Raw genomic sequence first — 23,831 nt, forward strand, 5'->3', positions numbered from 1 at the left:
TCACTGCAAAGGGAACGTATGAGATCGGGATCTTGGTCGGGAAGACGCCGTACGGGTGTGGTGGCGACGTGGCTCGGTCGCGTTCGAGCGGGGCCGGTACTGTTCGGCGAATGAGCTCGCTGAATCTCGACGACTTCACCGATCTGATCGAGCGTCCGGACGGCGGCATGCGCCGTGACGCCGAGGCGCGCCGGGAGCGTCAGATCGTGCCGCCCGGTTCGCTGGGCCGCCTCGACGACCTGGGTGAGTGGCTGGCGGCGGCGCAGGGCGCCGTGCCGGTGCGGCCGGTCGAACGGCCGCGGGTGGTTCTCTTCGCCGGTGACCACGGCGTCGCGGAACTCGGTGTCTCGGCGCGGCCCGCGGGTGGCGCCGAGCGGCTGGTGCGGGCGGTCCTGGAGGGCGGCCGGCCGGTGTCCGTGCTGGCCCGGCGGCTCGGGGTGGCGGTGCGGGTGGTGGACATGGCTCTCGACTGCGCTCCCGACGCGCTGCCCGAGGACGTCGTACGGCACCGGGTGCGGCGCGGCAGCGGACGCATCGACGTGGAGGACGCGCTGACCCTTGAGGAGGCGGAGGCCGCGTTCCGGGCCGGCATCGCGGTGGCCGACGAGGAGGCCGACTCCGGTACGGACCTGGTGGTGCTCGGCGATGTCAGCGTGGGCGGCACCACCGCGGCGGCGGTGCTGATCGCCGCGCTGTGCGGAACGGACGCGTCCGTGGTGACCGGGCGCGGCGGTGAGCCGATCGACGACCTGGCGTGGATGCGCAAGTGCGCCGCGATCCGGGACGCGCTGCGGCGGGCCCGGCCCGTGCTCGGGGACCAGTTGCAGCTGCTGGCGACGGTGGGCGGGGCCGATCTGGCCGCGATGACCGGTTTCCTGCTGCAGTGCGCGGTGCGCAAGCTGCCGGTGATCCTGGACGGCGTGGTCTCGGCCGCGTGCGCCCTGGTGGGGCAGCGGGTGGCGTTCCGTGCGCCGGACTGGTGGCTGGCGGGGCACAGCAGCGGGGAGCCTGGGCAGGCCAAGGCCCTGGACCGGATGGCGCTGGAGCCGCTGCTCGACCACAAGGTGACCGTCGGCGAGGGCGCGGGCGCGCTGCTGGCGCTCCCGCTGGTCCAGGCCGCGGCGGCACTGGCGGCGGAGCTTCCCGAGGCCGTCGCCGAGGAAGCCGAGAAGGAAGCCGGGGACGCCGGGGCAGCCGAGAAGGCCGAGGAAGCCGAGAAGGAAGAGGCCTCTCGCGAGGAGGCCGATGAGGAGAAGGCCGGCGAGGGCGCGGCCGGGCACGGCTCGGAGTGACGTGGGGCGCGGGGCCCCTGCGGCGACACCCCGGGTGACGCCCTGGGTGACACACCGGGTGACACACCTCTCCTGCCCGCTCTTGCGATGACGGCCCGTCGACAAAACGGACGTTCGCCGCAAGAGCCCACATATGATCAATCTTCATGGGAGATGCCCGAGTCGTACCCGTCCGTCCCGGTGGCGCGAGCGCGCGGCGGGCCGCCGCGTTCGCCGTCTGGTACCTGCGGGCTGCCGCGTTCGTCAACTTCCTCAGCGCGGTGTGGGTCTCCCTGGGCCAGGACGTGCGGCGCCACAACCAGCAGGACCTCTTCACGCCGTATCTGCTCACCGCCGGCTTCGCCTCCGGCGTCTTCACCGCGTTCCTGGCCGTCACCATGCGCCGCCGCAAGCGGGCCGCCTGGATCCTGAACCTCGGGCTGAGCGGGCCGTTCCTGGCGCTGTTCGCGTTCGCCCAGGTGATGTTCCCGGAGGTCCGCGGCTCCGTGCAGAACTGGGTCTCCCTGGCGCTGACCGCCGCCTTCGTCGCCGCGCTGCTGCTCGGGCGGCGCGAGTTCTACGCCAAGGGCGACCGCGCCAACCCCCGCCTGGCCGCCGCCGTCGCCGTGGGCGGGGCGCTGTCGGCCTCGCTGCTGGCCGCGCTGCTGGTGACGGTCACCAACCATGCCGCGGACGCGGCCCGTTCGACGTTCCTCCAGCGCTGGCACTACGGCACGCTGCGGCTGGTCTCGGTCGCCGCACCGGAGGCCCGCTTCCCCGGCATCGCCACCCCCAACTGGGCGAACGTCGCCATCAACGCGCTGTCCACCGCCCTCGTCCTCGCCGTCCTCTACGCCGCCTTCCGCTCCCGGCGCGCCGTCGACCCGCTCACCACGGACGACGAGAAGCGGCTGCGGGAGCTGCTCCAGCGGCACGGCGAGCGTGACTCGCTCGGCTACTTCGCGCTGCGCCGGGAGAAGAGCGTCATCTGGTCGCCCACCGGCAAGGCCGCCGTCGCCTACCGCGTGGTGGGCGGCGTCAGCCTCGCCTCCGGTGACCCCATCGGCGACCCCGAGGCCTGGCCCGGCGCCATCGGGCCCTGGCTGGACCAGGCGCGGGCGCACGGCTGGATCCCGGCGGTGATGGGCGCGAGCGAGGAGGCGGGCACGGTCTACGCCCGGCACGGGCTGGACGCCCTGGAGCTCGGCGACGAGGCCGTGGTGGACGTCGCCGAGTTCACCCTGGAGGGACGGGCCATGCGCACCGTGCGGCAGGCCCGCAACCGGGTGCGGCGGGCCGGGTACACGGTGCGCGTCCGGCGGCACGAGGACATCCCCGCGGACGAGATGGCGTATCTGATCGAACGGGCGGACGACTGGCGGGACGGGGCCACCGAGCGCGGGTTCAGCATGGCGCTGGGCCGGCTCGGGGACCCCGAGGACGAGCAGTGCGTGATGCTGGAGTGCCACGACGCCCACGGCGACCTGAAGGCGCTGCTCTCCTTCGTGCCGTGGGGGCCGCACGGGCTCTCCCTCGACCTCATGCGCCGCGACCGGCACGCCGAGAACGGGCTCATGGAGTTCATGGTGCTCGAACTGCTGCGCCGCGCCCGGGAGATCGGGGTCACCCAGGTCTCCCTCAACTTCGCCGTGTTCCGCTCGGTCTTCGAGCGTGGCGCGCGCCTCGGCGCCGGACCGGTGCTGCGGCTGTGGCGGTCGCTGCTCAGCTTCTTCTCCCGCTGGTGGCAGATCGAGTCCCTGTACCGCGCCAACGCCAAGTACCGGCCCATCTGGGAGCCGCGGTTCCTGCTCTTCGAGAAGAGCGCGGACCTGCCGCGCATCGGCCTCGCGGCGGCACGCGCGGAGGGCTTCCTGACGGCAGGGCCCGGCGCGCCGGGCCTTCCCAGGTGGCTGGACCGCAGGCACCTGGAGACACCGCGATGAGGATGCCGGGGAAGGCCTGATGAGGACGCCCGCCCGCTGGGCCCGCGCCGAATGGGGGCTCGTGTACGACACCGTGCGCGAGCCACTCCTGCGGCGCCGCCTGCGGGCGGTGTCGATGACGCTCGCCGCGGTGTGCCTGACGGCGCTGCTCCAGTACGCGCAGAACCAGCCCTGGGGCCACGGCTTCGTCCACCGCGTCGGGTCCGTACGGGCCGAGGACCCGCTCTGGCTGTCCCTGCTGCGCACCCCGCTGTCGCTGTTCGTACCGGCCCCGGACCTGCCGGTGTACGGGGCGCTGGCGCAGATCCTGGGCGTGTTCGGCGTCGCCGAGATCTGCCTGGGCCGGCGGCGCACCCTCGCCGTCGCCTACGTCGCCACGCTCGCCGGCACCCTGTACGCGCGCCTGGGCATCGCGCTCGGCCCCGGCAGTCCGCTGGGCCTGCCCCGCACCGACGCGCACGTGGTGGACACCGGCCCGTCCGCGGCGGTGGTGGGGCTCGCGGTGTACCTCGGCTGGCGTTACGGCGCCTACGTCACGGCGGGCGCGGTGACCGCGGCGATGGCGGTCGAGGTGACGCTGAAGGAGAACCTGGCGGGCCGGGAGCATCTGGCGGCGCTCACGGCGGTGGCGCTGGTCTGCGCGCTGTCCTCCGTACGGCACCGGTGGCCCTGGCGTGGGGGCCGGGTCCCTCACTCACCGCCCGGACCTGGACCCGGCCCCGGCAGCCGGGCCGGCCGCGCGTCCGGTCTGCCGCCGATCCAGTCCTGAACCGCGCGGCGGGGACGGGCCCAGCGGCGGTCGTGGCGGTGGGCGCGCAGAGCGGCCCGGGCGCGGGCGCGCGGGCGGCGGCGGTAGAAGTGCCTGGCCCAGTACGAGCCGGGGCGGGCCAGCCGGACGGCGCCGACCAGGGCGAGGAAGGGGACGATCACCCCGAGGACGGCCAGCCGGAACTTGCCCTTGCCGAGGGCCACCAGGGAGAACGCGAAGTTCACGACCACGCCGGAGATGACCGTCCCCCGGTCCTGCAGCTCGCCCGCGGTCACGTCGTTGACACCGAACGGGGAGAAACCCGCCAGCACCAGCCCGACCAGAGCCGCGGTGAGGACGACCACCTCGACGCTCTTGCGGCCCGCCTCGCTCCAGTAGACGTCGTCCAGGTGCAGGAGGAGCGCGAACTCGTCCAGGACCAGGCCCGCGCCCATCCCGAAGACCACCGCGAAGGCCGCCGCTCCGAAGCCGTGCCGGCCGCTGGCGACCGCGCCGAAACCGCCGAGGACGCTGAGGACGACACCGGGGACGACGTGGTGGATGTGCAGCCCGCCGGCCCTGACGTTGCCGAAGGGCCCCTTCCCGGCCCGGATCAGGCGGGTGATGACCCGGGTGACCAGGAAGGTCATGACGAAGGCGCCCAGGGCGAGGAGCAGGGGCAGTTTCCCGGGCTCGACGATGTTGCGGTACAGCCAGTGCCCCATGTGTGTAGTGTGCCGCGCCCGCCGGGGCCCCGCCCGCCCGCGGCCGGGGACGCGCCGGTCCCGTAACCTGCCCGCGTGTCCGCGCCCTCCTCCCCCTCGTCGCCCTCGTCCTCCTCGTCCGCGTCGTCGCCCTCGTCCTCCACGTCCTCCTCGCGGATGCCCGCGCTGCACGGTCTCCGGTTCGCCTTCGGGACGCTGACCGTCCTTCCGGTCCGGGTGAGCCGCTGGGACCGCGGCGCGGCGCGCGGCGGGATGCTCTGCGCGCCGGTCGCCGGGTTCGTCGTCGGGGTGGCCGCCGCTGCGGCGGGTCTGGCGCCGCTGTTCCTCGGCGCCGGTCCGCTCCTCGCCGCCGTCGCCACCGCCGCCGTGCCCGCCGTACTGACCCGCGGCCTGCACCTGGACGGTCTCGCCGACACCGCGGACGGACTCGGCAGCGGCAAGCCGGCCGAGGACGCGCTGCGGATCATGAAGCAGTCGGACATCGGCCCCTTCGGGGTGATCACCCTCGTCCTCGTACTGCTCGCACAGACGGCCGCCCTGGCGCGGGCCTACGGCGACTCGTGGGCCCACGGCGCGCTGGCCGCCGTCGTCGCGGCGACCGCCGCCCGGCTGGCGCTGACCCTGGCCGCGCGCCGCGGAGTGCCGGCCGCCCGGCCGGAGGGGCTGGGGGCGGCCGTCGCGGGGGTGGTCCCGGTGGCACGCGCGCTGGGGGCCGCCCTCGTCGTCACGGGTGCGGCCGGCGCGGCGGGAGCCGGCCTCGGGACGCGCACCGCCCTGCTCGCCGCCGGCGCGGTGATCGCCGCCCTGCTCGCCGCCGAGCTCCTCCTGCGCCACTGCACGCGCCGCTTCGGCGGCGTGACCGGCGATGTCTTCGGCGCCCTCGCGGAGACGGCGGCCACCACCGCCGTGGTCCTTCTGTCACTGGGCTGAAACGATCTGCGCCGATCCCTTCGGCCGGCCCCGTCCCCTCGCTAGCCTGGGCCGCCGAACAGACAGTGATGTGATCCGGGGGGGATGTCTGTGCCGAAGCTGCGTCGTGCCGTGGCCTGGTTCATCGACTTCGCGCTGGTGGTCGCGGCGGCCTCCGCGCTCGCCGTGCTCACCTTCCACCGGATGTCCGCGCTCGTCACCGACGTGCCCGAACTCGCCACCCGCGGCGGCCTGGACCTGCTGACCTCGCGCGGAGATGTCGTCGGCGTCTCGGAACACCTCGGACTGTCGCTGTGGGACAAGGTGGTGCTGTACGTGGAGGAGGCGTTCGGGCTGCTGGTTCTGGCCACCTTCCTCTACCAGTGGGCGTGCCTGGCCCTTGCCGGGCGCACCGTCGGCAAGGGGCTGCTGGGGCTGAAGGTCGCCCCGCGCAGGGCCCGCCACGCCGCCGTGCGCGCCGCCGTCACCACCGCGGCCGACGTCGCCGTCTACGCCGTGGCCTGTGTGCTGCTGATCGAGGGGCACTTCCTGCTGTCGGTGCTGGTGTGGGCGGTGGCCGTGCTGGTCTTCCTGTGCAACGCCCTGCCGGTGCTCTTCCCCGGCCGGCGGTCGCTGGCCGACCGGGTGGCGGGTACGGCGGTCACCGGACTCGGGCTCGGGAACCGCACCCCCACCGGGCCGGCCGCCGGGTTCAGCACGCCCGGCGCCACGCCCCCAGTTCGTACTCCTTGAGCAGCGAGCTCAGCCCCAGACGGCGGGACTGCGGGCAGAAGCGGTCGGCCGGCAGCTCGTACTCGACGTGGAACACGGCCTTGCCGGCGGCGACGAAGGGCTCGAGCTTCGCGCACTCGCCGTACTGGGCGCACTGCTCGTCGACCGCGAAGTCGAAGTCCCCGACGAGCTGCGGGATCTGGTCGAGGTCGTTCTTCAGGCCGACCGCCATGCCCCGCTCGTGGGCCAGCTCGGCGACGAGACGGTTGTAGCGGAGCTGGTCGGCGGCCGTGAGCGGGAATCCGGTGCGGTTGCGGTAGCCGTCCATGTTGTCCGGCTCCACCGCGTCGAAGCCCTTCTGCCGGCACATGTCGAGGCGGGCTGCCATCAGCGGCCCGAGCACGTCGGTACGGCGGATATCGAGCCAGCGCTCGCCCTTCCAGCCGTTGCCCCGGCCGAGCACCGGCCTCGGGAACCTGTCCGCGTCCGGCCGGAAGTCCTCCCAGGCGCCGGTGGAGACGTAGCAGATGACCCTGCGGCCCTTGCGGTGCAGCTGCGCGACGGTCGCCCTGGAGTGGTCGAAGCCGTCGATGTCGTAGACCTCCGCGCGTACCGAGGTGTCGAGCCGGCCGCTGAGCTGCCACTGCCAGCTGGTTCCGGGGCGCGGCTGCCAGCGCCGCACGGCGGAGGGCGTGGCGTCCTTCCCGGAACCGCCGTGCCCGCCGGGTCCGCCGGATCCGCCGTCCTCGCCGTGGTGGCCGGTGCAGCCGGCGAGCAGCAGGAGCAGGGCGACGAGGAGGGCCGGGCGTCTCGTCGTACGGGCGGTGGCGGGGCGATGCGCGGGAACGTACACGCGACGATCATCGCCGATTCTCCCCGCACGAGCGGGAGTTGTCCCGAGCCGCGCCCCGGGGCGTGCGGTGCGAGGATCGGAGGGTGACGGCGACGCCGCCGCCGGGTGAACCCCGCGGGACACGGTCGGCGAAACAACGCGCGTAGGCTCGTGCCGGGTGTTTGCCTGCCCGGGTGAAGACCGCACCGCAGGAGGGATCTAGGGTCGGTCGTCGGGTCGGTCGACCCCACCCGCATTCGGCCACATCACCTTTTACAGGGAAGCGAGATTTCACCACCGTGACTGCTCTCACTCTCAGCACCGCCGGGGCGCCCGGCCTGCGGGCCGACGCGATCGTCGTCGGCGTCGCCAAGGGCCCCAAGGGCCCGGTCGTCGCACCGGGCGCCGAGGCCGTCGACAAGGCGTTCGACGGCAAGCTCGCCGACGTCCTGGAGACCCTCGGCGCCTCCGGTGCCGAGGGCGAGGTGACCAAGCTGCCCGCACCGTCCGGTTTCAAGGCCCCGCTCGTGCTGGCGGTGGGCCTCGGCGCGGAGCCCGAGAAGGACGCCGGCTACGACGGCGAGGCGCTGCGCCGGGCCGCCGGTGTGGCCGCCCGTGCGCTGGCCGGGTCGAAGAAGGCCGCCTTCCTGCTGCCGCTGACGGACGCCGCCGACGCCGGCGCGGTCGGCGAGGGCGCGCTGCTCGGCGCTTACTCGTTCGACACGTACAAGGAGAACGGCAAGGACGCGAAGGCGCCGGGCGGCAAGGCGCCGCTCGCCGACGTCGTGCTGCTCGGCGGCAAGCCCCGCGACCGGGCCTACAAGGCGGCGATCGAGCGCGCCACGGCCGTGGCCGAGGAGCTCAACCGCGCCCGCGACCTGGTCAACACCCCGCCGAACGACCTGAACCCGGCCGCGTTCGCCGCCGCCGCCCAGGACGCGGCCAAGGCGCACGGCCTGAAGGTGCAGGTGCTCGACGAGAAGGCGCTCGCCAAGGGCGGCTACGGCGGCATCCTGGGCGTCGGCGCCGGCTCGGCGTCGGCGCCGCGGCTGGTGAAGCTGTCGTACACCAGCTCGAAGGCGAAGAAGCACCTGGCGCTGGTCGGCAAGGGCATCACCTACGACTCCGGCGGCATCTCGCTCAAGCCGGCCGGCCACAACGAGACGATGAAGTGCGACATGAGCGGCGCCGCCGCGGTGTTCGCCGCCGTCGTCGCGGCCGCCCGCCTCGGCCTGGAGGTCAACGTCACCGGCTGGCTGGCGCTCGCCGAGAACATGCCCTCCGGTTCCGCCACCCGCCCCGGTGACGTGCTGCGCATGTTCAGCGGCAAGACGGTGGAGGTGCTCAACACCGACGCCGAGGGCCGGCTGGTGCTCGCGGACGCGCTGTGGGCCGCCTCGCAGGAGAAGCCGGACGCGATCGTGGACGTCGCGACCCTGACCGGCGCGATGGTCCTGGCGCTGGGCAACCGCACCTTCGGCGTCATGGCGAACGACGAGGCGTTCCGCACCGCGGTCCACGAGGCCGCCGAGGAGGTCGGCGAGGAGGCCTGGCCGATGCCGCTGCCCGAGCACCTGCGCAAGGGCATGGACTCGCCGGTCGCCGACATCGCCAACATGGGGGAGCGCATGGGTGGCGGGCTGGTCGCCGGTCTGTTCCTGCGCGAGTTCATCGGCGACGGCATCACCTGGGCGCACCTGGACATCGCCGGCCCGGCCTTCAACGAGCAGGGTCCCTTCGGCTACACGCCCAAGGGCGGCACGGGCTCGGCGGTGCGCACGCTCGTCCGGCTCGCGGAACTCACGGCTTCGGGTGACCTCGGCTGACCTGCCCCCTTTTTTAGGGCTCGGTTCGCCTCCTGGGCGCTCCAGCCGGTGTCGAGAGCCCGATCGTGCTCAGCCCTTCGGGCCTCCGCGCGTTCGGGCTCTCGACACCGGCGCGCCCCTTTGGCTCACTCGCCTCGCTGGAGGGTGGGACGTCTCACACCCCGGCCCCGCGTCTCTTCCGCTCCCGACAAGTGCGAAGATGGGCGTCGGCAGGACAGGGCCCCCACCTAAGGGCCGAAGAACGAGCGGCCGGACACCAGCCGCCGACCGGTCACCGACGACCGGCGCACGGCGCACATGCATGGAGGACGTGACGTGGCGAACGACGCCAGCACCGTTTTCGACCTAGTGATCCTCGGCGGTGGTAGCGGTGGTTACGCCGCGGCCCTGCGCGGGGCACAGCTGGGCCTGGACGTCGCCCTGATCGAGAAGGACAAGGTCGGCGGTACCTGCCTGCACCGGGGCTGCATCCCCACCAAGGCCCTGCTGCACGCGGGCGAGATCGCCGACCAGGCTCGCGAGAGCGAGCAGTTCGGTGTCAAGACCACTTTCGAGGGCATCGACGTCCCGGCGGTCCACAAGTACAAGGACGAGGTGATCTCCGGCCTGTACAAGGGCCTGCAGGGTCTCATCGCCTCCCGCAAGGTCACCTACATCGAGGGTGAGGGCCGGCTGTCCTCCCCGACCTCCGTGGACGTCAACGGTCAGCGGATCCAGGGCCGCCACGTCCTCCTGGCGACCGGTTCCGTGCCGAAGTCCCTGCCGGGCCTCCAGATCGACGGCGACCGCATCATCTCCTCCGACCACGCCCTGGTCCTGGACCGCGTGCCGAAGTCCGCGATCATCCTGGGCGGCGGCGTCATCGGTGTCGAGTTCGCCTCCGCCTGGAAGTCCTTCGGCTCCGACGTCACGGTCATCGAGGGCCTGAAGCACCTGGTCCCGGTCGAGGACGAGAACTCCTCGAAGCTGCTGGAGCGCGCCTTCCGCAAGCGCGGCATCAAGTTCAACCTGGGCACCTTCTTCGAGAAGGCCGAGTACACCCAGGACGGTGTCAAGGTCACCCTCGCGGACGGCAAGGTGTTCGAGGCCGAGGTGCTGCTCGTCGCCGTCGGCCGCGGCCCGGTCTCCCAGGGCCTGGGCTACGAGGAGGCCGGGGTCGCCATGGACCGCGGCTACGTCCTCGTCGACGAGTACATGCGCACCAACGTCCCGACCATCTCCGCCGTCGGTGACCTGGTCCCCACGCTCCAGCTCGCGCACGTCGGCTTCGCCGAGGGCATCCTGGTGGCGGAGCGCCTGGCCGGTCTGCGGACCGTCCCGATCGACTACGACGGTGTGCCGCGGGTGACGTACTGCCACCCGGAGGTCGCCTCCGTCGGCCTCACCGAGGCCAAGGCGAAGGAGATCTACGGCGCGGACAAGGTCGTCGCTCTCAAGTACAACCTGGCGGGCAACGGCAAGAGCAAGATCCTGAAGACCGCGGGTGAGATCAAGCTCGTCCAGGTCAAGGACGGTGCGGTGGTCGGCGTCCACATGGTCGGCGACCGCATGGGCGAGCAGGTCGGCGAGGCCCAGCTGATCTACAACTGGGAGGCCCTGCCGGCCGAGGTGGCCCAGCTCATCCACGCCCACCCGACGCAGAGCGAGGCGCTCGGCGAGGCCCACCTGGCCCTGGCCGGCAAGCCGCTGCACTCCCACGACTGACGCCTTCAGTCTTCGGGCGCGACGACACAGACTTCCGCACTTCGTAAGGAGCAACCGAAACCATGGCGGTTTCCGTAACCCTTCCGGCGCTCGGCGAGAGCGTCACCGAGGGCACTGTCACCCGCTGGCTGAAGGCCGAGGGCGAGCGCGTCGAGGCCGACGAGCCGCTGCTCGAGGTCTCGACCGACAAGGTCGACACCGAGATCCCCTCCCCCGCCGCCGGTGTGCTGTCCTCCATCAAGGTCGCCGAGGACGAGACGGTCGAGGTCGGCGCCGAGCTGGCCGTCATCGACGACGGCACCGGCGCGGCGCCCGCCGCGCCGGCCCCGGCTGCCGCCGAGGCTGCGGCTCCGGCCGCCGAGCCCGCCCCGGCCCCGGTCGCCGAGGCCCCTGCCGCCCCGGCCCCCGCTGCCGCCCCGGCCCCCGCTGCCGCCCCGGCCGCTCCCGCTGGTGGCGCCGAGGGCACGGACGTGGTCCTGCCCGCGCTCGGCGAGTCCGTCACCGAGGGCACCGTCACCCGCTGGCTGAAGGCCGTCGGTGACTCCGTCGAGGCCGACGAGCCGCTGCTCGAGGTCTCCACGGACAAGGTCGACACCGAGATCCCGGCGCCCGCCTCCGGCGTGCTCCTGGAGATCGTGGTCGGCGAGGACGAGACCGCCGAGGTCGGCGCCAAGCTCGCCGTCATCGGCGCCCCCGGTGCCGCCCCGGCCGCCGCTCCGGCTCCGGCCGCCCCGGCCCCGGCGCCCGCCGCCGAGGCCCCGGCCGCCCCCGCGGCCCCGGCCCAGCCCGCCGCTCCGGCTCCGGCCCCCGCCGCTCCGCCCGCGCCCGCCGCTGCCGCCCCGGCCCAGCCCGCGGCTCCGGCTCCCGCCCCGGCGCCCGCCCCCGCCCCGGTCACTCCGGCGCCGGCCGCTCCGGCCGCCGCCCGTGCGACCGACGAGGGCGCGTACGTGACCCCGCTGGTGCGCAAGCTCGCCGCCGAGAACGGCGTCGACCTGTCCACCGTCAAGGGCACCGGCGTCGGCGGCCGTATCCGCAAGCAGGACGTCCTGGCCGCCGCCGAGGCCGCCAAGGCCGCCGCCGCCGCTCCGGCTCCCGCCGCGGCCGCTCCGGCCGCCGCCGCCCGGAAGGCTCCGGCCCTGGAGGTCTCCCCGCTGCGCGGCCAGACCGTCAAGATGACCCGCATCCGCAAGGTCATCGGCGACAACATGGTCAAGGCGCTGCACGAGCAGGCCCAGCTGTCGTCGGTCGTCGAGGTCGACGTCACCCGTCTGATGAAGCTGCGCGCCCAGGCCAAGGACGGTTTCGCCGCCCGTGAGGGCGTCAAGCTCTCCCCGATGCCGTTCTTCGTCAAGGCCGCCGCCCAGGCGCTGAAGGCCCACCCGGTCATCAACGCCAAGATCAACGAGGCCGAGGGCACGATCACCTACTTCGACACCGAGAACATCGGTATCGCGGTGGACTCCGAGAAGGGCCTGATGACCCCGGTCATCAAGCGCGCCGGCGACCTCAACATCGCGGGCATCGCCAAGGCCACGGCGGAGCTGGCGGGCAAGGTCCGCGCCAACAAGATCACTCCGGACGAGCTGTCCGGCGCGACCTTCACCATCTCCAACACCGGTTCGCGCGGCGCGCTGTTCGACACGATCATCGTGCCGCCGGGCCAGGTCGCGATCCTCGGCATCGGTGCCACGGTCAAGCGTCCGGCGGTCATCGAGACCGAGGAGGGCACGGTCATCGGCGTCCGCGACATGACCTACCTGACCCTCTCCTACGACCACCGCCTGGTCGACGGCGCCGACGCGGCCCGTTACCTGACGGCGGTCAAGGCCATCCTGGAGGCAGGCGAGTTCGAGGTCGAGCTGGGCCTGTAACCGCCGGTCAGTGCAGTACGTCGGTGCCCCCGCCCGGAATCTCCGGGCGGGGGCACCGACGTGAGGGGCGCGGGGCCGTATCCATCTGCGGCTTCGCCAGGTGGGCGCGACAAGCCACGGACAACCCGCACCCGCCGGACAACGGACGACCCCGAGCTCACAGGCGCCCCCGCCCAACCACCGGAGGTGTGCGCCTCGTCTCACCTGCACGAAGGCGCCCCCACGCGCCCTTCCCGCGGAGCGAACCCGCCGTATTGTCTAAACGTCAAACGCCCCGACTGAGGAGCCCTCATGACCGCGCCCGTCGTCCACTCGCTGCGCGAACAGATCCGCGAGCACATCGTGGAGGGGATCGTCAGCGGGCGCTGGAAGCCGGGCGAGCGGATCGTGGAGCGGCGGATCGCCACCGAGCTGGAGGTCAGCCAGACCCCCGTGCGCGAGGCCCTGCGCGAGCTGGAGTCCCTGCGTCTGATCGAGTCGGCGCCGAACAAGGGCGTACGGGTGCGCAACCTCACCGCGGCCGACCTGGAGGAGAGCTACCCGGTCCGGGCCGGTCTGGAGGCCATAGCGGCGGAACTGGCGGCGGACCGCCTCGCGCAGGACTGCTCGGCCCTGGAGCCGCACGTGCTGGCCCTGTACGAGGCCGACCGCAACGCCGACGGCACCGCCCAGGTCCGCCACACGGTCGGCTTCCACCGCGAACTGGTGCGCGCCGCGCACAACTCCGTGCTGCTGCACACCTGGGAGGGCCTGGGCATCGAGGTCTTCACCGCGCTGTCGATCCGCTGGCTGGGCACCGTCCAGCAGTCGTACGCGGAGGAGCACGAGGAGCTGGTGCAGGCCTTCCGCAGGCGCGACCCGCAGATCGCCGAGCTGGTGAAGGCCCATGTCCTGGGGTGCGCGCCGCGGGCGTGACGCAGGTCTCCCAGTCGAGCACTCTGCCGCTCACCTGCGGAAACCATTCGAAAATACGGCACCGCGTGCCTGTCCGAAAGGCACCCCGTGCCGACTTTCTCGTGATCGAGAGGTTTTGACCCCCAACCCTTTGATCGATCATCGATCAGGGAGTTACAGTCACCGACGGGCTTCCACCAGAGCCTCAGCCCTGTCCTGCCAAAGACCAAGGGCACCCCCGAACCCTTACGCAGATGAGGGAACCCCCCTTCGACTGAGGAAGGCGGCGACATGACCGACCCCAACGCCATCCAGCCGAGCGAGCTCGACCAGCTCCCGGACCGCGACCCCGAGGAGACCGCCGAATGGCAGGCCTCGCTGGATGCCGTCGCCAAGGCGGCCGGGCCGCACCGTGCCGCGTACCTGATGCGCCGCACACTGGAGCGTGCTGAGGGCACCGGCGTCGCTCTGCCGAAGCTGCTCGAGACGGACTACGTCAACTCCATCCCGACCGCCGCCGAGCCGGCCGTCCCCGGTGACGAGGCCATGGAGGCCCGGATCACCGCGTGGAACCGGTGGAACGCGGCGGCGATGGTCACCCGCGGCAGCAAGTACGGCGTCGGCGGCCACATCGCCACCTTCGCCTCCGCGGCCTGGCTGTACGAGACGGGCTTCAACCACTTCTTCCGCGGGAAGGAGGGCGACGGCTCCGGCGACCAGCTGTACATCCAGGGCCACGCCTCCCCCGGCATCTACGCCCGCGCCTTCCTGGACGGGCGGCTCACCGAGCAGCACCTGGACAACTTCCGTCAGGAGGCCGGCGGCAACGGCCTGCCGTCCTATCCGCACCCGCGCCGCCTGCCCTGGCTGTGGGAGTTCCCGACGGTGTCCATGGGCCTCGGCCCCATCTCGGCGATCTACCAGGCGCGGTTCAACCGCTACCTGACCAGCCGCGGCATCAAGGACGTCTCCGACTCCCACGTGTGGGCGTTCCTCGGTGACGGCGAGATGGACGAGCCGGAGTCCACCACCGCGCTCACCCTCGCCTCCCGCGAGGGCCTGGACAACCTGACCTTCGTCATCAACTGCAACCTGCAGCGCCTGGACGGCCCGGTCCGCGCCAACTTCAAGATCGTGCAGGAGCTGGAGGCCCTCTTCCGCGGCTCCGGCTGGAACGTGGTCAAGACCCTGTGGGGCACCGCCTGGGACGAGCTGTTCCAGCTCGACACCACGGGCGCGCTGGTACGCCGGCTGCGCGAGGTGCCGGACGCGCAGGTGCAGACGTACCAGACCCGCGGCGCCGCCTACATCCGCGAGGACTTCTTCGGCAAGGACCCCGCGCTCGCCGAGATGGCGAAGCTGCTGAGCGACGACAAGATCCTCGAGTGCTTCCACCTCTCGCGCGGCGGCCACGAGTCCCGCAAGGTCTACGCCGCCTACAAGGCCGCCCTGGAGCACAAGGGCGCCCCGACGGTGATCCTGGCCCAGACGGTCAAGGGCCACACCCTCGGTGAGGGCTTCGCCTCGAAGAACGCCAACCACCAGATGAAGAAGCTGACGGTGGACGAGTTCAAGGCGATGCGCGACCGCCTGGACCTGCCGATCAAGGACAGCGACTTCGCCGACGGCCAGGTCCCCTACGGCCACCCCGGCGCCGACTCCCCCGAGGTCCGCTACCTCCAGGAGCGTCGCGCCGCCCTCGGCGGCCCCGCCCCGGCCCGCCGCGTCCACCCGGTCCCGGCGCTGCCCGCCCCGGCCGACAAGGCCTTCGCCGCCTTCGACAAGGGCTCCGGCTCGCAGAGCGTGGCCACCACCATGGCGTTCGTCCGCCTGGTCAAGGACCTGGTCCGCGACAAGGAGACCGGCAAGCGCTGGGTGCCGATCGTCCCGGACGAGGCGCGCACCTTCGGCATGGAGTCGCTGTTCCCGTCGCTGGGCATCTACTCGCCCAAGGGCCAGACGTACGAGCCGGTCGACCGCGACCAGCTGATGTACTACAAGGAGGCCAAGAACGGCCAGATCCTCAACGAGGGGATCACCGAGGCCGGTTCGATGGCCGACTTCATCGCCGCTTCGACGTCGTACGCGACGCACGGCGAGGCGATGATCCCGTTCTACATCTTCTACTCGATGTTCGGCTGGCAGCGCACCGCCGACCAGATGTGGCAGCTCGGCGACCAGCTCGGCCGCGGCTTCCTCGTCGGCGCCACGGCCGGCCGCACCACGCTGACCGGTGAGGGCCTCCAGCACGCCGACGGCCACTCGCCGGTCATCGCGGCGACCAACCCGGCGGCGCTGACGTACGACCCGGCGTTCGCGTACGAGATCGCGGTCATCGTCAAGGAGGGCCTGCGCCGTATGTACGGCGAGGCGGCCGAGGGCGAGGACCAGAACGTCTTCTACTACCTCACCGTCTACAACGAGCCGCTGCCGCAGCCGGCCAAGCCGTCCGGCCTCGGCATCGACGAGGGCATCGTCAAGGGCCTGTACCGCTTCAACACGGCGGAGTCGGCGGGCCTGACGGCCCCGGCGAACGCCCCGCGCATCCAGCTGCTGGGCTCCGGCACGGCGATCCACTGGGCGCTGAAGGCGCAGCAGCTGCTGGCCGAGGAGTGGGGCGTGGCCGCCGACGTGTGGTCCGCGACCTCCTGGGGTGAGCTGCGCCGCGACGCGATGGAGGCCGACGCGGCCCTCCTGCGCGGTGAGGACCGGCTGCCGTACGTGCGCCAGGCGCTCCAGGGCGCCGAGGGCCCGGTGCTGGCGGTCTCCGACTACATGCGCCAGGTCCCGGACCAGATCGCGCAGTGGGTCGAGCAGGACTGGTCCTCGCTGGGCGCCGACGGCTTCGGTCTGTCGGACACCCGTGACGCGGCCCGCCGCCACTTCGGTGTGGACGCCGAGTCGATCGCCGTCGCCGCCCTGGCCCAGCTGGCCAGGCGCGGCGAGGTGAAGGCCTCGGCGGTCAAGGAGGCCCGGGAGAAGTACGGCCTGTAAGGGCTGACGGCCGACAGGTGACGAAGGGGTACGGCACTCGCCGTACCCCTTCGCTGTCGGTGGCCCCCGGCATCATGGGGCCATGCGTGCCGCCCGTCTGATCAAAATGGTGCTGCTGCTGCAGTCCCGCCCCGCCATGACCGCCGCCGAGCTGGCCCGGGAGCTGGAGGTGTCGGAGCGTACGGTCACACGGGACGCGCAGGCGCTGTCCGAGGCGGGCGTGCCGGTGTACGCGGACCGCGGGCGGGCCGGCGGGTACCGGCTGATCGGCGGGTACCGCACGCGGCTGACCGGGCTCGCGCGGAGCGAGGCGGAGGCGCTGTTCCTGAGCGGGGTGCCGGGGGCGCTGCGCGAGATGGGCCTCGAGGACGCGGCCTCGGCGGCCCGGCTGAAGGTGTCGGCGGCGCTGCTTCCGTCGCTGCGGGACGCCTCCCGCAGTGCCGCCCAGCGGTTCCACCTGGACGCGCCGAACTGGTTCACCGAGCCGAGGACGCCCGAGCTGCTGCCCGCCGTCGCCGACGCGGTGTGGGACGACCGCCGGATCACCGCGCGCTACCGGAGCGGGGAGGCCGGGGTGGAGCGCGAGCTGGAGCCGTACGGGCTCGTGCTGAAGGCGGGGGTCTGGTACCTGTGCGCGCGGGTGGCGGCGCGGGGGTCGTACCGCGTGTACCGCGTCGGCCGGTTCACGGCCGTCGAGGTGGGCGAGGAGCGGTTCGAGCGCGACGAGGAGTTCGACCTGCCCGCCTTCTGGGCTCAGCGCGCCGAGCGGTTCGCCCGGTCCATCCTGCGCGCCGAGGTGGTCGTGCGGCTGACCGAGGCGGGTGTGCGACGGCTCCCGTACGTCGTGGACCCGGCGTCGGCCCGGGAGGCGCTGGCCGCCGCCGCTCCCGCGGACGAGCACGGCCGGGTGACGGTGACCCTCCCGGTGGAGTCCGAGGAGGTCGCCCACGGCCAGCTCACCTCGCTCGGCCCGGAGGCGGAGGTGCTGGCCCCCGGGTCGCTGCGCGAGCGCTTCGCTCGGGACGCGCTGCGTCTGGCCGCGCTGTACCGCTGAGCTGTACCGCTGACCACAAGCCGCCTGATAACAATCCGCCGCACTCCGCCGCACTCCGCGTGCGGGCCCCGGCCCGAGGGCCGATGCTTGACCCGTGATGGACGAGACGGAGTTCTGGGAGCTGATCGACGCCACGCGCGGGGCCGCCGAGGGAGACCCCGAGGAACAGGCCGATCTGCTCGTGGAACGGCTGCTCGAGTTCGACCCGGAGCTGGTCCTGGACTTCGCCCGTCACTTCGAGTCGCGGTACAACCGCGCCTACCGCTGGGACCTGTGGGGCGCCGCCTGGGTGCTGCTGGACGGGGCGAGCGACGACGCGTTCGACTTCTTCCGGTGCTGGCTGATCGGTCAGGGCCGGGAGGTATTCGAGGGGGCCGTGCACGACCCGGACTCGCTCGCCGATCTCCTGGACGACTTCGACGAGGAGATCGACGGCGACGGCGAGGAACTCGGCTACGCGGCCGACGAGGCCTACGAACAGCTCACCGGCACCGTCGCCCCCGACCTCGGCATCGCACCCGCCCCGCCGGAACCGGAGGGCTCCCCCATCGCCCTCGAGGACGACCGGGCGCTCGCCCAGCGCTATCCCAAGCTGTGGGACAGATTCCGCGAGTGATTCCTGGGGGATCCCGGCGGATTCCGGGGGATTCCCGCGGGAATCCGGGAGTGCTGTGCCCTGCCCCGGCCCCGCTGCTCAGCGCATCCTGCCCTGGAGCCGGGCCGCGGCCTCCCTGATGGCCGGGAGGCGGACCGCGAGGGCGGCGCCCGGGCAGTCGGTGCGGTAGCCGTCGTTGTGTCCGGCCAGGGCGGGGAGCAGGGCGGTGGTGCCGGCCGGGTACCGGCTGAGCGTGTTGCTGGAGACCAGGGCGACGGAGGAGCGCGGGTCGACCCCGGCCAGGCCCAGTTTCCAGGCGGCCACCGCGGCGATCGCGTCCGTCATCGCCCGCGGAACGGGGGTCCCGGCCGAGAACGTGCCGATGGCCGCGATGCCCGCCGTGCGGTGGTTGAAGCCCTGGGTGTGGGCGCCGGTGACGGGGCGGTCGACGCCGCCGGCGCGGCCCTCGTAGATCGTGCCGCAGCGGTCGACGAGGAAGTTGTAGCCGATGTCGTCCCAGTTGCGGGCGCCGGTCTGGCCCGCGTACAGGTAGCGGATGATGCGCGGGACGTCGGCGCAGTCGTAGTCGTTGGGCGAGTCGGTGTGGTGGACGAAGACGGCGACCACCTTGTCGTCGTAGCGCGGCGGCGGCTGCCGGTGGCGCGTCGTGGCGTCCAGCCACACCGTCCGCGGCACGATGCGCGGCCGGGGCGCGGTGTGCCGGGAGCCGGTGGTCTGCGGCGCCACGGCCTGCGCGGGCTCCGAGCCCGGCGCCTGGGCGCGCAGCCCGTCCGGCGCTTCCAGGGCCAGTGTCTGTTCGACGCTCTGGGCGCCCAGCAGCACCGCGCCGACGGCGGCGGCGCCCGTCAGGCAGCACAGCAGTGTCACGGCGGTGCTCCGCAGCCGCGCCGGGCACCGGTGCGCCACGCCGAGCCGGCGCCGCCCTCGCGGGCCCGGCCGTCCCAGGGTGCGCCTTGCCTTCCCCACTCCACGCATGTGCTCACTGTCACCCCCATCCGGTCCGTCCGCGATGTGTGGTGTGCCACCTGGTGGAACCATCGTCCTGGTCGGTGCCGTTTCTGGTGGTACACGTACACGTGGCCGGATCCCGGATCCGCGTGCCCGTGGCCGGTCGGTCGGTCGGTCGATCACAGCCGGCCGGTTGATCACAAGGGACCGTCCCACACGTATGTGGGGCGGAGAGGGCAGAGAGAAAGGCGGCCTGCGTGGACCTGCTCGACCTCGTGCTGTTGCTGCTGATCCTGCTCTACGCGGCGTCCGGCTACCGGCGCGGCCTGGTGGCCGGCTGTGTGTCGCTGGCCGGGTTCGTGGGCGGTGCGGTCGTCGGCGTGTGGGTGCTGCCGTGGGTGATGGACTTCGTCACGCGCGGGACGACGACGGCGACGGTCACCGCCGTGCTCGCGGTGCTGGTGCCCGCGGTGGTGGGGCGGCTGGCGCTGCGGCTGCGGCGCGAGCTGGACCACGGGCCGCTGCGCGTGGCCGACGGGGTCGGCGGGGCCGCCGCCAACGCGGTGGCGGTGCTGATCGTGGCCTGGGTGGCGGCGAGCGTGCTGGGCGCCTCCTCGTCCCCGGTGGTGACGACGGCAATACGTGATTCGACGCTGCTGGGCGCCGTGCAGAAGGCGATGCCGGACACCACGCCGGCCTGGTTCTCGCGCGCCACCTCCGCGCTGACCGAGGCGGGTTTCCCGCAGGTGTTCAACCCGTTCGAGAACGAGCCGGCGGCGGGGGTGGCCAAGCCCTCCGGCGACAGTGTGACGGCCGCCGCGACGAACGCCGCCCGGCTCAGCACGGTGAAGATCCTGGGTACCTCGGGCAACCAGGGCCGCGAGGGCAGCGGCTTCGTGTACGCGGGGCAGCATGTGATGACCAACGCCCACGTGGTGGCGGGCATCGACGATCCGGCCGTGCAGATCGGCGGCGTAGGCCACGCGTACCAGGCGCGGGTGGTGCTGTTCGACCCGGACCGGGACGTGGCCGTGCTCTACGTGCCCGGCCTGCGCGCCCCCGTGCTGCGCTTCGACGACACCGCCGCGCGCGGCGACGCGGCCGTGGTCGCGGGCTATCCGCAGGACGGCGGCCTGGACCTGCAGGCGGCGACGGTGGCGAACCGGATCCGGGCGACGGGCCAGAACATCTACAACACCGCCACGGTCACCCGGGAGATCTACGCGGTCCGCTCCACCGTCCGCCCCGGCAACTCCGGCGGCCCGCTGCTGACCGGCGACGGCCGCGTCTACGGCATGGTCTTCGCCCGCTCCACCTCGAACAGCGAGACGGGCTACGCCCTGACGGCGGCCGAGATCGCCTCGGACGCGCGGCAGGCGGCGACGTCGACGACGGCGGTGGACACGGGCGCGCTGGTGTCCTCCTGAGTCATACAGGCTGCGTCAGGTCACAGAGGCCGTATCAGGTCACACAGGCTGTATCACGTCACACAGGCCGTTCAGGGGCTTCGGTCACAGGGGGCGGCCCATGAGCACGTCGTCGACGTAGGCGCCGTCCAGCAGGAACTCCTCCGGCTGGACGCCTTCCACGACGAAGCCCTCGGACTCGTACAGCTTGCGGGCGGCGGTGTTGTGGCCCAGCACCCGCAGGCTGATGCGGCGAGCACCCTGGCGGCGGGCCTCCTCGACGGCGGCGCGCAGCAGGGCGCGGCCGGCTCCGGCGCCGCGCGCCTCGTCGGCGACGGCCAGGCCCCGTATCTGGCGGACGTGCGCGTTGGACGCCAGCGGTGTGGCCAGGCCCAGCCGGATGTAGCCGACGACGGCGCCGTCCAGCTCGGCCACGAGGATCTCGTCCGGCCCGGACCGCTCGGTGAAGAAGGGCTCGTACGGCGGCTGCGGGCGCGGCTGCACGGAGTGCAGCGTGGACCAGGTGGCCCGGTCGAGCCGGGCGAGCGGGTCCTCGTCGTCGGGTGTGGCGGGGCGTATGTGGACGACCGGCATGGCGATCACTCTACGACGGGGGCCGACGGTTGCCCCGGAATTTCCGTGCCGCGGCGGGCAGGATGGGCGCATGGAACGTTCGCGAATCGCGGTGGCCGGCGCGTCCGGTCTCATCGGCAGCGCATTGGTGCGGTCCCTGGTCTCGGACGGGCACGAGGTGGTGCGCCTGGTGCGCCGGGCGGCCCGGGGCGGTGACGAGGTCTGCTGGGACCCGGAGCAGCAGTACGTGGACGCGGCCGGGCTCGCCGGGTGCGACGCCGTGGTCAATCTGGCGGGCGCCGGGGTGGGCGACCACCGCTGGACCCAGGCGTACAAGAAGACGATGCGGGACGGCCGGGTGCTCGGCACGGCGGCGCTGGCGGAGGCCGTCGCCTCCCTCGACACGCCGCCGCGGGTCTTCGTCTGCGGCAGCGCGATCGGCTTCTACGGCCACACCGGCGAGAAGCCGGTCGACGAGAGCGCGCCGCCCGGGGACGGTTTTCTGCCCGAGCTGTGCGTGGCCTGGGAGGAGGCCGCGGCGGCGGCGCAGGAGGCGGGCGTCCGCACGGTGTTCGCGCGCACCGGGCTCGTGGTGGCCCGCCGGGGCGGGGCCTGGGGGCGGCTGTTCCCGCTGTTCAAGGCCGGGTTGGGCGGGCGTCTGGGCGACGGGCGGCAGTACTGGTCGTTCATCGCGCTGCACGACGAGGTGGCGGCGCTGCGGCATCTCATCGACACCGAGAGCCTGTCGGGGCCGGTCAATCTCACCGCGCCGCAGCCGGTGACGAACCGTGAGATCACGGCGGTGATGGGGCGGGTGCTGCACCGGCCGACGCCGTTCGCCGTGCCGGCGCCGGTGCTGCGGGTGGTGCTCGGGGAGATGGCGGGGGATGTGCTGGGCAGCGCACGGGTGGTGCCGAAGCGGCTGCTGGAGTCGGGGTTCTCGTTCGCGTTCCCGGGGATCGAGGATGCGGTACGGGCCGCCCTGTGATGCAGTGCGACCGCATGCGACCGCCGTGCGACCGTGCCCTGTCGATGCGCGACTGCACCTGACCGATTACAACCCTAACCTCGTGCCGAACTCGGGTATTCCTCAACCCGGTTGGGGGCATCACTGCTCCACCGGTCGCGCAACCTCGAGGAGGGGCACGTGCTTGAGCCCGCGTACCAGGTGGATGTCGTCGTGGTGGGAGCCGGGGTCGCCGGGCTCTCGGCGGCCCATCAGCTGACCAGCGCAGGAGTAACGACCGCAGTCCTGGAAGCCGCCCCTTGCGTGGGCGGCCGTATGTCGACGGAGAAGGTCGACGGGTTCCGGCTCGACCGGATCGGGCAGTTGCTGTTCACGTCCTATCCTCAACTGGGCCGGGGCCCGGGGCTGGACGCGCTCGTGCTGTGCCCCTTCGCACCGGGGGTCCTGCTGCACAGCGACGGCCGGCACCACCGCGCGGGCGCCCCGGCGGGCGGGGGGAGCGTACGGAGCGCACGGGGCGCACTTCATGCGGTGCGCGCCCTTGCGAGCGCCCCCCGGCCCTCCGCTCCCTCCAGGGGCGTCCGGACAGGCCGTGCCCTGCGCACCGTCCCGCCCGGCACCGGGCTCTGCCCGGACACCCCGCCGCACACCGGCGCCGCCCCCGCGGCACGGCTCGACGCGCCCTTCCCCGGCACCGCGCCGTTGGCTGGCACGGGCAGGCCCCGGCCCGGACTGGGCGACCGCACCCAGCCCTTCGGCATCGGCGCGCCCCTGCGTCTGCGCACCGCGCTCGCCCGGATCGCCGCCACTCCCGTCGAACGCCTCCTGGCCCGCCCCGAGCTGCCCGCCGGCCAGGCGCTGGCGGCCCGCGGGCTGCCCGCCCGCACCGTGGAGGGCTTTCTGCGGCCGCTGCTGTCCGCCCTGCTGTGCGACCCGGACCTGACCACCTCCAGCCGCTGCGCCGACCTCGCGCTGCACGCCTTCGCGAGTGGCCGGCTGTGCCTGCCGGAGGGCGGCGCGGAGGTCCTGCCGGAGCTGCTCGCCGGGGCGCTGCCGCCGGGCACGGTGCACACCGGGGTCCGGGTGACCTCCGTCGCAACCAACTCGGTGACCACCGCCGAGCACGGCGAGATCCGCTGCCGCGCGGTCCTGGTCGCGACGGACGGGCGCACCGCCGCCGAGCTGCTGCCGGGTCTGCGTGTGCCGGACTTCCACCCGGTGACGGTGGTGCACCACACGACGGACGAGCCCCCGGCGACGGGCGGGCACCTGCTGCTCGACTCGGACCGCGGCGGGCCGGTCGCGCACACGGCGGTGATCAGCCACGTCGACCCGTCCCGCGCCCCCGCCGGCCGGGCCCTGGTCTCCTCGACAGTCCTGGGCGAGCCCGCGGCCGACGTCGACGCCGCCGTACGCCGCCATCTGTCCCGGCTGTACGGCACCTCGACGGCCCGCTGGGAGACGCTCGCCGTCCACCACACCCGCGAGGCGGTCCCCACGATGCGTCCCCCGCACGACCTCCGCCGCCCGGTGCGCCTCCTGGCGGGCCTGTACGTCTGCGGCGACCACCGCGACACCAGCACCCTCCAGGGCGCCCTGCACTCGGCCCACCGGGCCTGCGCCGCCCTCCTGGCGGACCTGGGCACGGGCCGCTCCCTGCACCGCGCCGACCCGGAACCGACGTCGCCGAGCGCAGCGGCGGCCTGACACCCCTGGCCTGGACGCGCCCGCCTGGGCCGGACACGTCCAGGCCGCGGCATGTCCGCGCCGACGTCTGTCGCGCCCCGGCCGACGCGTCCGGAACCGAAGCGCACCGCA

19 protein-coding genes are annotated in these 23,831 nt (G+C 73.3%); 15 read left to right on the forward strand and 4 right to left on the reverse strand.

All coding sequences use genetic code 11. The features are described from left to right. The first annotated feature begins 110 nt into the window (after positions 1-110). From cobT to R2S09_RS09770, 3 genes are all read left to right on the forward strand, one after another. The gene (cobT, locus tag R2S09_RS09760; protein WP_306183370.1) at positions 111-1,292 is read left to right on the forward strand and encodes a nicotinate-nucleotide--dimethylbenzimidazole phosphoribosyltransferase; all 1,182 of its coding nucleotides are present in this window, start codon (positions 111-113) and stop codon (positions 1,290-1,292) included. A gap of 146 nt (positions 1,293-1,438) precedes the next feature. Next, entirely contained in the window at positions 1,439-3,214 is a 1,776-nt protein-coding gene (locus R2S09_RS09765) for a phosphatidylglycerol lysyltransferase domain-containing protein (protein ID WP_316740432.1), read from the forward strand. A gap of 19 nt (positions 3,215-3,233) precedes the next feature. Next, entirely contained in the window at positions 3,234-3,983 is a 750-nt protein-coding gene (locus R2S09_RS09770; protein WP_306183367.1) for a hypothetical protein, read from the forward strand. Here the strand turns inward: R2S09_RS09770 and R2S09_RS09775 are convergent. Continuing rightward, the gene (locus tag R2S09_RS09775; RefSeq protein ID WP_306183366.1) at positions 3,905-4,687 is read right to left on the reverse strand and encodes a hypothetical protein; all 783 of its coding nucleotides are present in this window, start codon (positions 4,685-4,687) and stop codon (positions 3,905-3,907) included. The two genes, R2S09_RS09770 and R2S09_RS09775, sit on opposite strands and share 79 nt — an antisense overlap. Before the next feature lie 156 nt (positions 4,688-4,843). Here R2S09_RS09775 and R2S09_RS09780 point away from each other — a divergent pair, with 156 nt between their 5' ends. Continuing rightward, positions 4,844-5,617: an adenosylcobinamide-GDP ribazoletransferase gene (locus tag R2S09_RS09780; protein ID WP_316740502.1), complete on the forward strand. Its 774-nt coding sequence runs from the start codon at positions 4,844-4,846 to the stop codon at positions 5,615-5,617. A gap of 84 nt (positions 5,618-5,701) precedes the next feature. Next, complete coding sequence (locus R2S09_RS09785; RefSeq protein WP_316740433.1) at positions 5,702-6,349, forward strand: RDD family protein; 648 nt, start codon at positions 5,702-5,704, stop codon at positions 6,347-6,349. Here R2S09_RS09785 and R2S09_RS09790 read toward each other — a convergent pair. Continuing rightward, positions 6,309-7,181 (reverse strand): endo alpha-1,4 polygalactosaminidase, encoded by an 873-nt coding sequence (locus tag R2S09_RS09790; RefSeq protein ID WP_316740434.1) that lies wholly within the window; start codon positions 7,179-7,181, stop codon positions 6,309-6,311. The two genes, R2S09_RS09785 and R2S09_RS09790, sit on opposite strands and share 41 nt — an antisense overlap. Positions 7,182-7,459: 278 nt before the next feature. Between R2S09_RS09790 and R2S09_RS09795 the strand changes: the two genes are divergently transcribed. From R2S09_RS09795 to R2S09_RS09825, 7 genes are all read left to right on the forward strand, one after another. Next, positions 7,460-8,986 (forward strand): leucyl aminopeptidase, encoded by a 1,527-nt coding sequence (locus R2S09_RS09795; protein ID WP_306183362.1) that lies wholly within the window; start codon positions 7,460-7,462, stop codon positions 8,984-8,986. Positions 8,987-9,301: 315 nt separating this feature from the next. After that, positions 9,302-10,690: a dihydrolipoyl dehydrogenase gene (gene lpdA / locus R2S09_RS09800; RefSeq protein WP_316740435.1), complete on the forward strand. Its 1,389-nt coding sequence runs from the start codon at positions 9,302-9,304 to the stop codon at positions 10,688-10,690. Between the two features lie 62 nt (positions 10,691-10,752). Continuing rightward, complete coding sequence (sucB, locus tag R2S09_RS09805; RefSeq protein WP_316740436.1) at positions 10,753-12,561, forward strand: 2-oxoglutarate dehydrogenase, E2 component, dihydrolipoamide succinyltransferase; 1,809 nt, start codon at positions 10,753-10,755, stop codon at positions 12,559-12,561. Positions 12,562-12,852: 291 nt separating this feature from the next. Further along, positions 12,853-13,476, forward strand: a complete 624-nt coding sequence (locus R2S09_RS09810) for a GntR family transcriptional regulator (RefSeq protein ID WP_306189203.1) — start codon at positions 12,853-12,855, stop codon at positions 13,474-13,476. A 270-nt stretch (positions 13,477-13,746) separates the two neighbouring features. After that, positions 13,747-16,449, forward strand: coding sequence for a pyruvate dehydrogenase (acetyl-transferring), homodimeric type (gene aceE, locus R2S09_RS09815; protein WP_306189204.1), 2,703 nt, complete (start codon positions 13,747-13,749; stop codon positions 16,447-16,449). 82 nt (positions 16,450-16,531) lie between these two features. Further along, positions 16,532-17,503: a WYL domain-containing protein gene (locus R2S09_RS09820; RefSeq protein ID WP_316740437.1), complete on the forward strand. Its 972-nt coding sequence runs from the start codon at positions 16,532-16,534 to the stop codon at positions 17,501-17,503. A 97-nt stretch (positions 17,504-17,600) separates the two neighbouring features. Beyond that, positions 17,601-18,119, forward strand: a complete 519-nt coding sequence (locus R2S09_RS09825; RefSeq protein WP_306189333.1) for a DUF4240 domain-containing protein — start codon at positions 17,601-17,603, stop codon at positions 18,117-18,119. 78 nt (positions 18,120-18,197) lie between these two features. On the opposite strand, the gene R2S09_RS09830 is transcribed toward R2S09_RS09825, so the two are convergent. Continuing rightward, entirely contained in the window at positions 18,198-18,986 is a 789-nt protein-coding gene (locus tag R2S09_RS09830; RefSeq protein ID WP_306189206.1) for a peptidoglycan recognition protein, read from the reverse strand. Positions 18,987-19,324: 338 nt separating this feature from the next. On the opposite strand from R2S09_RS09830, the gene R2S09_RS09835 reads away from it, so the two are divergent. Beyond that, a complete protein-coding gene (locus R2S09_RS09835; protein WP_316740438.1) occupies positions 19,325-20,494 on the forward strand; it encodes a MarP family serine protease in 1,170 nt (389 codons plus the stop codon). Positions 20,495-20,578: 84 nt separating this feature from the next. Here the strand turns inward: R2S09_RS09835 and R2S09_RS09840 are convergent, their stop codons facing one another. Next, positions 20,579-21,076, reverse strand: a complete 498-nt coding sequence (locus R2S09_RS09840; protein ID WP_399143932.1) for a GNAT family N-acetyltransferase — start codon at positions 21,074-21,076, stop codon at positions 20,579-20,581. Positions 21,077-21,137: 61 nt separating this feature from the next. Here R2S09_RS09840 and R2S09_RS09845 point away from each other — a divergent pair, with 61 nt between their 5' ends. Together R2S09_RS09845 and R2S09_RS09850 are read left to right on the forward strand one after the other, a co-directional pair. Further along, a complete protein-coding gene (locus R2S09_RS09845; RefSeq protein WP_316740439.1) occupies positions 21,138-22,034 on the forward strand; it encodes a TIGR01777 family oxidoreductase in 897 nt (298 codons plus the stop codon). 159 nt (positions 22,035-22,193) lie between these two features. Further along, positions 22,194-23,720: an NAD(P)/FAD-dependent oxidoreductase gene (locus R2S09_RS09850; protein WP_316740440.1), complete on the forward strand. Its 1,527-nt coding sequence runs from the start codon at positions 22,194-22,196 to the stop codon at positions 23,718-23,720. Positions 23,721-23,831: the final 111 nt, after the last annotated feature.

The organism is Streptomyces sp. MK7 (assembly GCF_032658145.1).
Classification (GTDB): domain Bacteria; phylum Actinomycetota; class Actinomycetes; order Streptomycetales; family Streptomycetaceae; genus Streptomyces; species Streptomyces spiralis.

Coding starts and splice junctions, on each gene's coding strand:
- R2S09_RS09820 (WP_316740437.1), top strand. CDS start 16,532: ATGCGTGCCGCCCGTCTGATCAAAATGGTGCTGCTGCTGCAGTCCCGC.
- R2S09_RS09845 (WP_316740439.1), top strand. CDS start 21,138: ATGGAACGTTCGCGAATCGCGGTGGCCGGCGCGTCCGGTCTCATCGGC.
- R2S09_RS09810 (WP_306189203.1), top strand. CDS start 12,853: ATGACCGCGCCCGTCGTCCACTCGCTGCGCGAACAGATCCGCGAGCAC.
- R2S09_RS09780 (WP_316740502.1), top strand. CDS start 4,844: ATGCCCGCGCTGCACGGTCTCCGGTTCGCCTTCGGGACGCTGACCGTC.
- R2S09_RS09775 (WP_306183366.1), bottom strand. CDS start 4,687: ATGGGGCACTGGCTGTACCGCAACATCGTCGAGCCCGGGAAACTGCCC.
- R2S09_RS09770 (WP_306183367.1), top strand. CDS start 3,234: ATGAGGACGCCCGCCCGCTGGGCCCGCGCCGAATGGGGGCTCGTGTAC.
- R2S09_RS09765 (WP_316740432.1), top strand. CDS start 1,439: ATGGGAGATGCCCGAGTCGTACCCGTCCGTCCCGGTGGCGCGAGCGCG.
- R2S09_RS09825 (WP_306189333.1), top strand. CDS start 17,601: ATGGACGAGACGGAGTTCTGGGAGCTGATCGACGCCACGCGCGGGGCC.
- R2S09_RS09785 (WP_316740433.1), top strand. CDS start 5,702: ATGTCTGTGCCGAAGCTGCGTCGTGCCGTGGCCTGGTTCATCGACTTC.
- cobT (WP_306183370.1), top strand. CDS start 111: ATGAGCTCGCTGAATCTCGACGACTTCACCGATCTGATCGAGCGTCCG.
- aceE (WP_306189204.1), top strand. CDS start 13,747: ATGACCGACCCCAACGCCATCCAGCCGAGCGAGCTCGACCAGCTCCCG.
- sucB (WP_316740436.1), top strand. CDS start 10,753: ATGGCGGTTTCCGTAACCCTTCCGGCGCTCGGCGAGAGCGTCACCGAG.